Genomic DNA, 9912 nt, shown 5'->3' on the forward strand with positions numbered 1-9912 from the left:
CGTTCTACGCGCCCGGTCGCTGGGTGGAGGTCAAGTCGGACCGCGAGGGCATAGCGGCCTCCGGCGTACAGCTCTGACGGGAGATCGGCAGAGAGTAACCGCCCCTGCGCCTTGGGCGGCGGGACGAGGACCGGGCGCGATGGGGTCCCTGCCCACGTTTGTGCAGGTCAGGGGTTGTTTCGCTCGGCGATGAGGCGCATGACGTTCGCAACCATCCCCGGCCACAGCCGCTCCCTCAAGTCCGACGGCAGTTCCGCCAGTAGCTGGTGCCGATTGAGGTGGCAGCCGATCGCGAGCCCTTTTGTGTCCACGAGGTACTCGCCGGGGTCGACGCGATCGACGTGTGCAAGCAGCGACGCGGCGGGGGCGTCGATCACCCAAACCTGGCCGGGTTTGCGATGGGGGGCGCACCCGAGCCGCTGGGCCGCGTAGAACATCGCGTAGAGAGGGTTCGGCGTCCAGGCCCAGCGCTGCCTCTCGACGTAAGGAGAACCGCGGTAGAGCCGGATCGAGGTTGGCGGGCTGGCGGGTTGGCCGCCTGAGCGGTAGCCCGTTGCTGTAAACATTGCGCGCCATTCTCGCGGCGGTATGCGGTTTTGCGGACAGGATGCGCGGCACCAGATCGTGGGGATGAGCCGCGCCAGGGTTTCGGTGTCGAGTCGGCCTGATCGCCACGCCATCAGCAGCAGCGCGGGGCCTGCATCCGCGTCCGCCCACCTGACGGCGTTGAGTACGTGGTCACGGGTGATCGGTTCGTTCCCCAACTGGATGGGGTCCAGTACGTGCATGATTCCTGCCCTTCACAGCTCGATTCTGAGCGACTTTCACGGCTCCCGAGGGTTAGGTACACCGGGGAGGACGTCTCAACCGCTCTGAGAGAAGCGCTGCCAGCGTGCCTTGCGGGCTGCGATGGCGGCGAGGACCGCTTCGGCCTCGGCCTCGGTGTACCGGTTCCCTCGGCGTCCATTGCACACCTCGCATCGAACGGTGATATTCAACGGCTCAAGCCCGAGGTCCGGCCTGACACTGATGGGGATTACGTGGTCCGCGTGCAGCTTGTCGGTGCGCCCACAGTCAAGGCAGGACCTTTGAGCCTTTCTGGCCGCACGACTCAACCTCTTCCACGCTGCCGGGTTTGCGTGCGGATGGTTGCGTGGCCTGACCTTGAGTGGTGCGGATGGCCTGCACTGGGCACACCTGCTGCCCGATGCGATGAGGTCACCACAGTCGATACACGGCCGGTTCATGCTGTGCGTGTCGCCGATACGGGGATGAGTGCGCCCAGCTGAAGGTCCTTTATCGAGAGCCATTGCTCACGGGGTATCGGGTCAGTGGTGACCCACTCTCCACCCTGTATCCGAGCACGCTTGCTGAACTCGTAGTCTTCGGCCTTTTGGCGCTCGGCAATCCATGCCGGGTCGGCTCCGCGTGTGGCTGCCCACTGGTCCCACAACTCGGCGTCGGTATCGACCTCGAAGAGCCATGCGACCTCACCGGCGCAGAGGCGGACGGCGATCGGCTCTGTACAGAACCATGTGACAGGGGTGCGGTCGTGCTCGTGCGGACACCAGTTGGAATCCGGCCCGAGTGGGCGGCGCTTGCCCCGGACCCGCTTGACTTCACAGCGGGCCAGGTCGTTGTAGCCGGTGGGCAGGATCACGCCGTCGCGTAGGGCCGCGTCGATGCGGTCGGGCCTCATCATGTGCCAGAGACGCATGGGGTCAGCTCTCAGTGTTGTTATTAACCAACTCGGCGAGATCAGCGAGATCCTGATTAAAGGTGGCGTCGTCGTTGGCGGCCGCCCGCCGCACCGCATGGCCTACTCCCGCGATGCCGATGCCCATCCGAATAGCCTCATCTGGGCTGAACGGAATCTTGATCGTTTCGCCCCTGATCGTCTCGACCGTAAGGAATACCAAACGGGCTGGGGAGATCGACATGGAAAGTTCGAATTTGTCGGGGTCGACCACGATGTGCTTGCGTTGCATTTGAATGGTCCTTACTTGGATGAAATCGGGTAGCGCACCAGTCGGGCCTTCGCTGGTGAGCAGGCCTTGGGGTGGCGGAGCAGCTCACCGAGGGCGTCGGTCAACTCGGCGGCTTCGGTGTCGGTCAGCAGCAGGTGACTGCGTCCCTGATTGATGACGTAGCCGCCTCCTGGGCGTTCCTGAATGTGGATGTCCACGCCATTGGTTTCTATGGTCTTCATTGTTTGCTCCCTGCGCTGTATCTGTATCCGTACTCGGCGCAACCCCTGGCATGTAGAAAACCACGGATACGCAGGTGTTTATGCAGGCAATTGGTCATTTTCGGCCTGGGTACGCATTGGGATACGCTCAGCCTTGAGGGCGTCAATCGCCGCTTGCGCTCTTTGCTGTCCGCACTGCAACACACTTCTGACAGACCGCACGGACAATGGGAGGTCAGTCCCGGCTAGAAGCTCTTCGAGTTTGGCGGCGTCGGTCTTTGCGCGTTTGGCGTCTAGCGCGCCCTGACGCTTCATCGGGACCGTCAGTCCCGGGTCGATGTTGTACGTGAGTCCGTCTCCGTCGTCGGTGAGGATGAACGTTCCAAGAACAGGCTTTTGTCCGTCTCGGGGGAACTGTTTACGGACACCACCGTGACGGTCCTTGAAGAGTTGGAGTTTGGCGCTGCCGCCCTCTCCAGGCTTGAAGGGTTGTGCGGCACTTACGAGCACGGCCGCGCCGCCCACGGCTCGCACCTTCGCAGTGGTCCCGGTCGGGCCGAACGTCCGTGAATCGGAGTTCTTCGCCAGGTGGTCAACGACAAGAACACCGACGCCGGCCGTGATTAGTGGCTTGATGATGGACGTGTGCGCTTGGGTGAAGTCCTCCGCGTTGTTGGAGTCCAAACGGGACAGGCCCAAGGCTTCGCCGAGAGAGTCCAGCACGAGGATATCCGGGCGGAAAACGGTCAAGTCCTGCACCACTTCCCGAAGCACAATTCCGTCATCCTGGGTAAGGCGAAACCGTTGCTGGTCGGCGAGCACTTCATCAGGCACGCCGAACTCTCGGAGTCGTCCGACAATGCTGGCGGGTCCGTTGTGATCCAGGTCAACGAACGCGGCGCGACCATTCTGCTGATTGAGAACGTCAGCGATGGCGGCCAGGGTGAGCCACGTCTTTCCCGACTCGGAGTCACCGAATACAAGATTGAACTCACCGCGATAAAAGAGGAACGAGTCCTCGGTGAGGGGCATGATGTCGGGCTCGGGTGCGATAGCGCCGCCCTCCAGGACGGCGGCAACATCAACGTACATGTAAGGTTCCTTGCTATTAGCTTTGCTGGGGTGCCTGTATCCCGGTTTTACGCAACCACGGGATTGGACAGCCGAGTACGCCGCTGAACAGCGCATATACCCGAGAGGGTAGGGGTGTACCTGGAGATGTACTCGGTTTGCTAAGGGTGGGCCAGGAGAAAGTGTTGGCCGGAATGAGCGTTTCGAGCCGAACCTGTTTTTGGGCGCGGACTATCGAAGGCTGTCTCCAGCCTATCACAGGCTCCGGAACGGCACGGTTTTCGAAAACGCTCTGACCAGCGGTTTTACACAACGGTAACAAATATTGTGAGCAAGATCATATAAAAACTTTAGTGACATGCCTTGCGACCAGGGGTTTCGTAGGCGTATTGTCCGGCCCCCCACCCCTCCGATGCCCTTCGCAGCAGCGCCGTGATACGGGCGCGCCGTTCCTCGGTCAACGGTGGGGCCAGGGCGACCACAGCGGCGACGTGGTCGGCGAACGGGTAAATATCAGAATTCATTAGGGTGGCCTCTTTTCGGCAATAAAAAAGGCCGCGCGTCCAATGCAGACGCACGACCTCTGAGAATGAAAAAAGCCGAAGCCTGCGGACAGACTTCAGCTAGGAGTTAAATTCTCATCGCCGTAGGGGCACTTCCCGGGCTATCCCGGATGCGTATCGGTAGTTGTCAGGCAATTATCGCATACCGGTCAACCCTTGGCTGCACTCACACTTTCCACTCGATAGCCACGCTTGCGGGATCGAAGTACGTCCCGCCCGGCTTACGGCCTCGCCTGGTCGGCAGGACTGTCACCGTCATCAGTGTGTCAATCACTCGGCCGCGCACATCGGGGGCGCTCTCTTCCCAGGTGGCCCGCAGATCATCACCGGCCAGCACCAGATTCGCCAGTGCCGAGGACGTGCGCGCTGCCGCGATCCGGTCGTCCACCCTCTCCAGCTCGGCGCGAAGATCGACCGACCCGCGTTTCAATTGCGGCCCGTCGATCTCCCCGGCTGCGAACATCGCGCTCAAATCGTCTAAGCGAACCCGCAGGCCTTCCCGCTGCCCCTCCAGTGCGGCGTAGTCCTCGGCCTCCCCAAGTATGAGGGCGGCATCGGGCTGCGACAGTCGGGCCACCACGATCGCCGTGATGTAGCGGTCCAAATGCTCCACGTCGCGCGCCAGATGTTTCACAGCGGTGCACGTGTACGTCCGCCTCCACCCGTCCGCGCCGCGATTGTGAGTGCCAGCGCCCATCAGTGCCCCACACCGGCCGCACAGGTAGACACCCGACCCCTGATATTTCCGTTCAAAACTCACCGAGGGCGCGCGCGCGGGGTCGCGCAGCAGGGCCTTAACGGCGGTGTGCGTGTCGCGATCCAGGATCGGTTCCCACAGGCCCGTGGCCACCTCCTGGCCTTCATGCAGCGAGATCCCCGCGTTACGGGGCCTGAGCAGAATTTTGCGGACCTCGGGAGAGTTGAACTCATTGCCGCCGAATGACGTTCGCAATCCGGCCGCGTTCCATTCGCGAGTAATCTGCCGCAGGGATGAGCCTGCTAGCAGCGCGGCTGCCGCCTGTCGGATTGCCTCTGCCTCGTCGGGCTGAATCTGCCTACCGTCGCGCCACCCGAAAGCTCTGCGCCCACCCCGGTATTTGCCGTCAAGTGCGGCCTGCTGCTTAGCGCGCTTTTGGCGCTCAATCGAATGCTCAACCTCGTGGCGGGCTGCTGCGCCCAACATCCGCGCAACCATCTTCCCCGAGGCCGTCGAGAGATCCACCGTCCCCGATTGGACTGTCCGCACATCCACGGCTTTGCGGTCGCATAGGTCGATGAACGATTCCAGTTCGATGGGTCGGCGGTGCAAACGGTCTGCGTGCCATGCAAGTACGGCGTTGGCGCGACCCTCTTCCAAGGCCAGACACATTGCCTCATAACCCGGGCGAGGCTTGCCGGAGTACGCGGAAAGATCATTGTCGGTGAAGGTTTCGACTACCGTCCATCCCAGGCGCTCGGCAAGCTCGCCGCAGTCGGCGCGCTGCCGCTCCACCCCCAGCCCAGCACCGGCGCGGTCACGGGAGATACGGCAATATACGACAGCCAGCACGTTTAAGACAGTAGCACTTGACCTTGCGCGATGTCATAGACCGAACCCATCTTCGGCAGCGTCGCCGGCGACAGCGCGAGGGTCAGCCGCGCCATCGGCCAGCTGAACCCGCAGTTGGTGATGGCCGCCCGAACCCGGGCTTGCGACTCCCGCAGTGCGGCATCGGCCAGGCCGACCAGGTGAACTCCGGGCAGCCCGGCGGTGATGTCCGCCTCGATCTCCACGATCTCGCCTGCCACACCGCGCACCGCCACCGAGAATGCCCTGCCCAGCGCCATCACCCGACCGCCTGGATGTGGGTGACCTCCGGGGTGCGGCGACGCCCGATCCGGATCGTGATCACGTCGATGCGCACCGACGCCCAGTGGCCGTGCTGCTGGGCGAGCCACAGTCCGGCCAGCCGCCGCAACCGGCGCACCTTGGCCGGCGTCACCGCCTGTGCCACACCGCCGAACTGCTCGCTCGTCCGGGTCTTCACCTCCACGAACACCACCGTGCGTGCGGCGTCATCGGCGGCGATGACATCCAGTTCTCCGTAGCGGCAACTCCAGTTACGCACCAGCACCCGCAAACCGAGTCGCTCCAGGTGGTCGACGGCCAGCTGCTCACCCATCGCCCCGATCTCGGCGCGGCGGTCTGTTGTAGTCATGCTGTGCACCCTGCGCCGCCCGGCCGACAGAATCCGGGCTCAGCCGCCGGCTGTCCCCAACCGCGAACTCATCCCCAGGCCGATCACCCGCGCACGTCCGGCGGACGGGTCGCATGCCGCCAGGCCAACGGGTTCAGTTCGCGGTAGGGATCGCCACTGCGCACGTCCAGCAGGCCGGCCATCGCCGCCTCCAACGACTGCTGGGTCCGGTCCTTGACGGTGCTCACCCACAGGTCGCGGGCGATCCGCGCCGGTTTCGTGGTGTCGACGGGCGCGGCGAATCGCAGATACATCCGCTGCGGCCGAGGAATGAGCGTGGGTCCGATCCCCCGCATCAGCGGGGGTGCCATATCGCTGGTGCCCGAGAACCTGTGGGCCGCAGCCAGGCTCAGTTGTCCCAGACGGCTTGTCCGGGTGATCAGGCTGCGGTACACGTCATCGCCGCCGATCAGGGCGACCGGCACGATCGGGTAGTTGTTCTCCACCGAGACCCGGGCGAACCCGGCGCGGCCGTGCCAGCGCAGCGTGTTCTCCTCACCCTTGAACTTGGCGATCTCCCGGCCGCCGCCGGGAAAGACCAGGATGGTCTCGTCGTGGCGCATCAGTTCGCGCGCCGTCTCCGGCGAACCGATGACTGCCCCGTACGCGGCGATCAGGTCCGCCATGGGGGCGGGAAGATCACCCATCCGGCGCTCGGCCAGAGGGCGCACCCTGGTGCCGATCTCCCGTCGGACGAAGTAGGGAACCAGCAGTACCTCGGCGCCACCTTGAGTGTGGTTGCCCACCAACAGGAACCGACCATCGCGCGGCAGGTTCTCCAACCCGTCCACATACGGGCGGGACAGATCCACCAGCGGGCCGATCCGCTCCAGGACGGTGTCTACCGCCCGGCGGACCGCGCGGACCCGCTGCGGGGGGTTCATGATGGCGTCGATCGCCGGCGTCGCGTTCATGACACCCACACTACCGAACGAACCAGTTCGTTTGGTTATGCTTCTGCTGTGAGAACAAGCGACGAGTTGCGCCGGCAGATCCTGAGCGCTGCGCGTGCCGAGTTCGCCGCGTACGGACTCGCAGGCGCCCGGGTGGACCGCATCGCGCGGGCCGCCGAGGCCAGCAAGGAGCGCCTCTACGCCCACTTCGGTGACAAGGAGGCACTCTTCCGCGAGGTCGCTGCCGCCGACGGCGCCGAACTGTTCCGGGGGGTGACACTTCGCCCCGATGCGGTGCCCGACTTCGTGGGCGACCTTCACGACCTGGCGCAGCGGCACCCGGAACATCTACGCATGCTCACCTGGGCACGGCTGGAGGGCATGGGTTTCGACCATCCGCCCGGTGCGGACGCGGCCCTGCCCGGCCAGACGATCGCGGCCATCAGGATCGCCCAGGACAGCGGCCACGTAGACCCCGCATGGGATCCGGAGGAGCTGCTGGTCCTGCTCTTCGGGATCGCGATGGCGTGGGCGCACTGGCCGGGGCCGCGGCCGGCGGACGACGACGCCGCCGCCGCTGACCACCGACGCAGCGCCGTGGAGGCGGCCACCCGGATCATCGCCGCCCCGCACTGACCCGTCTCGACGCCCGCAGTTTCGCCGGCGTCAAAACCGGGGTATACAGCGCCATCCGCGACCAGGAGGCGCCATGGCCAACAGATCCTCATCACAGTCCGTACACGGCGTCGCCGACCGGGCCACCAACAGCGACGCCTTCGAGTACATCGCCCGGGCGGGCTTCGCCGCCAGCGGCGTGCTGCACCTGCTGATCGGCTACATCATCCTGCAGCTCGCGCTCACCGGTGCCGGCGGCAACGCCGACCAGTCGGGCGCGCTGGCCACCCTCGGCAGCCAGACCGGCGGCAAGGTCATGCTGTGGGCGGCGGCGGCCGGACTGGTGGCTCTGGGGCTGTGGCGCATCGCCGAGGCCGTGGTCGGTTCCCGGCCCGGAGAGCGTTCCGGCACCGACGACGACAACCCGGCCTGGAAACGCGCGCGATCTCTCGGCGTGGCCGTCGCCAACTTCGCCATCGCCCTGTCCGCGGCGCAGTTCGCGATGGGCAGCGGCCAGTCGAGCGGACAGCAGAACGCGGGCATGTCCGCTCAGTTGATGCAGTCGGGATGGGGCAAGGCGGTGCTGATCGTCGTGGGTCTGGCCGTGGTGGCCGTCGGGGGCTATCACATCTACAAAGGCGTGACCAAGAAGTTCCTCGACGATCTTCGCGTCTCCGGCGGCACCGCGATCGTCGCCACCGGGATCACCGGGTTCGTCGCCAAGGGCCTGGTGCTCGCCGGCGCCGGACTGCTCGTCATCATCGCCACCCTGCAGGCCGATCCGGCCAAGGCGAGCGGTCTCGACGCCGCGATCAAGACCCTGGGTCAGGCGCCGTTCGGCAAGTTCCTGCTGATCGCCGCGGCGCTGGGAATCGCCGCGTTCGGCGTGTACAGCTTCATCCGGAGCCGCTTCGGCCGCATGTGATCGCCTTTTGGGCAGAAACTGAGGTGACGGTATCCTCACTTCGGTAAGCCTCAGCTCAGGTGCTCGGCACCTGTCGCCGAAAGGACTGCCCGGATGCGACGAGCGCCCGAACGGGTGCCGCGGGCCCTGCGATGAGCCCGCTGGTCGATCATCTGCGCCGTCACGGCGAGAACGTCGCGGTGCTCACCGAGTCGCGGCAGCTCAGCTACGCCGAGCTCGCCGACGACGTCGACGCCGCCGTCCGTGAGCTGGGCGATCGCCGTCGCCTGATCCTGCTCGAGACCAGAAACGACATCACCACGCTGATCCGCTACCTGGGCGCACTGGCCGGGGGGCACGTCGTGATTCCGGTGCCGCCGGGGCGTGACCACGGCGCGCTCATCACCGCCTACCAGCCCGACGTGGTCATCGACGCGACGGGCGTCCACCTGCGCTCCGGGGCCGGCCACCAGCTGCACGACGATCTCGCCCTGCTGATGTCCACCTCCGGGAGTACCGGTTCCCCGAAACTGGTCCGACTCTCCCGCACCAACTTGCTGGCCAACGCGTCGGCCATCGCCGAGTATCTTCAGATCCACAGCACCGACAGGGCGGCGACCACGTTGCCGATGTCCTACTGCTACGGGCTGTCGGTCATCCACAGCCATCTCCTGGTCGGCGCCGCACTCATCCTGACCGACCACTCGGTGGCCGATGACGCGTTCTGGGATCTCTTCCGGCGCCACCGGGGCACCACGTTCGCCGGGGTTCCGTACACCTTCGAACTGCTCGAGAGAGTCGACTTCGCGTCGATGCATCTGCCCCACCTGCGTTACCTGACCCAGGCCGGTGGGCGGATGCCCGCCGAACGGGTCCACCGCTTCGCCTCGCTGGCCGACAGGCAGGGCTGGCAGCTCTTCGTGATGTACGGCGCCACCGAGGCGACTGCCCGGATGGCTTATCTGCCACCGGATCTCGCCCTCACCCGCGCCTCGGCAATCGGGCGGCCGATCCCGGGCGGATCGTTTTCCCTCGAGCCTGTCGACGGTTGGCCCCAGGACGGCACCGGCGAGTTGGTGTACCGCGGGCCCAACGTCATGATGGGCTACGCGCACGGCCCCGGTGACCTGTCGCTCGGGCCCTGCGTGGACGCGCTGCACACCGGCGACATCGCCCGACGCGGCAGCGACGGGTTGTACGAAGTGATCGGCCGCAGAAGCCGTTTCGTGAAGATGTACGGCCTGCGCATCGATCTCGCGCAGGTCGAGGCAACCTTGGGCGAGAAGGGCCTGCACGCGATGTGCACCGACAACGGCGAGCAACTCGCCGTGGTGGCCGCCGGTGGACACTGCTCACGAGACCTGCGGCAGTTGGCCGCCGCCGCGGCGGGCATTCCCGCGGGCGCCGTGGCCGCCGCATCGGTGCGGGAGCTGCCGTTGCT

The 9912-nt window shown here is 65.5% G+C and carries 13 protein-coding genes and 1 pseudogene; 3 read left to right on the forward strand and 11 right to left on the reverse strand.

Annotation, left to right across the window (positions count from 1 at the left end; all coding sequences use genetic code 11):
- Nucleotides 1-167: 167 nt before the first annotated feature.
- The 11 genes and pseudogenes from WA944_RS19420 to WA944_RS19470 all read right to left on the reverse strand — a co-directional run bounded on the left by WA944_RS19420 (nt 168) and on the right by WA944_RS19470 (nt 6973).
- Nucleotides 168-788, reverse strand: a complete 621-nt coding sequence (locus WA944_RS19420) for a hypothetical protein (RefSeq protein WP_526647243.1) — start codon at nt 786-788, stop codon at nt 168-170.
- A 75-nt stretch (nt 789-863) separates the two neighbouring features.
- Nucleotides 864-1310, reverse strand: a complete 447-nt coding sequence (locus WA944_RS19425) for an HNH endonuclease (protein WP_526647244.1) — start codon at nt 1308-1310, stop codon at nt 864-866.
- Nucleotides 1244-1717: a hypothetical protein gene (locus tag WA944_RS19430; protein ID WP_526647245.1), complete on the reverse strand. Its 474-nt coding sequence runs from the start codon at nt 1715-1717 to the stop codon at nt 1244-1246. Before WA944_RS19430 ends, WA944_RS19425 begins: the two co-directional genes overlap by 67 nt.
- A 4-nt stretch (nt 1718-1721) precedes the next feature.
- Nucleotides 1722-1988, reverse strand: coding sequence for a hypothetical protein (locus tag WA944_RS19435; protein ID WP_526647246.1), 267 nt, complete (start codon nt 1986-1988; stop codon nt 1722-1724).
- Between the two features lie 11 nt (nt 1989-1999).
- Entirely contained in the window at nt 2000-2209 is a 210-nt protein-coding gene (locus tag WA944_RS19440; RefSeq protein WP_526647247.1) for a hypothetical protein, read from the reverse strand.
- A gap of 78 nt (nt 2210-2287) precedes the next feature.
- On the reverse strand, nt 2288-3280 hold the full coding sequence (locus WA944_RS19445; protein ID WP_526647248.1) for an AAA family ATPase: 993 nt from the start codon (nt 3278-3280) through the stop codon (nt 2288-2290).
- Nucleotides 3281-3609: 329 nt separating this feature from the next.
- Nucleotides 3610-3783 carry a hypothetical protein gene (locus WA944_RS19450; protein WP_526647249.1) on the reverse strand — a complete coding sequence of 58 codons (174 nt, stop codon included), beginning with the start codon at nt 3781-3783 and terminating at the stop codon, nt 3610-3612.
- A 205-nt stretch (nt 3784-3988) separates the two neighbouring features.
- Nucleotides 3989-5371 (reverse strand): recombinase family protein, encoded by a 1383-nt coding sequence (locus tag WA944_RS19455; RefSeq protein ID WP_526647250.1) that lies wholly within the window; start codon nt 5369-5371, stop codon nt 3989-3991.
- Between the two features lie 5 nt (nt 5372-5376).
- A pseudogene (locus WA944_RS19460) lies at nt 5377-5649 on the reverse strand (magnesium chelatase domain-containing protein); the annotation flags it as partial.
- Nucleotides 5649-6020 carry a YraN family protein gene (locus WA944_RS19465; protein ID WP_526375483.1) on the reverse strand — a complete coding sequence of 124 codons (372 nt, stop codon included), beginning with the start codon at nt 6018-6020 and terminating at the stop codon, nt 5649-5651. The gene WA944_RS19465 and the pseudogene WA944_RS19460, both read right to left, overlap by 1 nt.
- Before the next feature lie 83 nt (nt 6021-6103).
- Entirely contained in the window at nt 6104-6973 is an 870-nt protein-coding gene (locus WA944_RS19470; protein ID WP_526375481.1) for a lysophospholipid acyltransferase family protein, read from the reverse strand.
- A gap of 48 nt (nt 6974-7021) precedes the next feature.
- Here WA944_RS19470 and WA944_RS19475 point away from each other — a divergent pair, with 48 nt between their 5' ends.
- The 3 genes from WA944_RS19475 to WA944_RS19485 form a co-directional block, all read left to right on the forward strand.
- Nucleotides 7022-7588, forward strand: coding sequence for a TetR/AcrR family transcriptional regulator (locus WA944_RS19475; RefSeq protein ID WP_526610816.1), 567 nt, complete (start codon nt 7022-7024; stop codon nt 7586-7588).
- A gap of 73 nt (nt 7589-7661) precedes the next feature.
- On the forward strand, nt 7662-8492 hold the full coding sequence (locus WA944_RS19480) for a DUF1206 domain-containing protein (protein WP_526647251.1): 831 nt from the start codon (nt 7662-7664) through the stop codon (nt 8490-8492).
- 131 nt (nt 8493-8623) lie between these two features.
- On the forward strand, nt 8624-9912 hold a 1289-nt coding region (locus WA944_RS19485; RefSeq protein WP_526647252.1), incomplete at its 3' end, for an AMP-binding protein.

The sequence above is a fragment of the Mycobacterium sp. genome (assembly GCF_049683355.1).
Taxonomy (GTDB): Bacteria; Actinomycetota; Actinomycetes; order Mycobacteriales; family Mycobacteriaceae; genus Mycobacterium.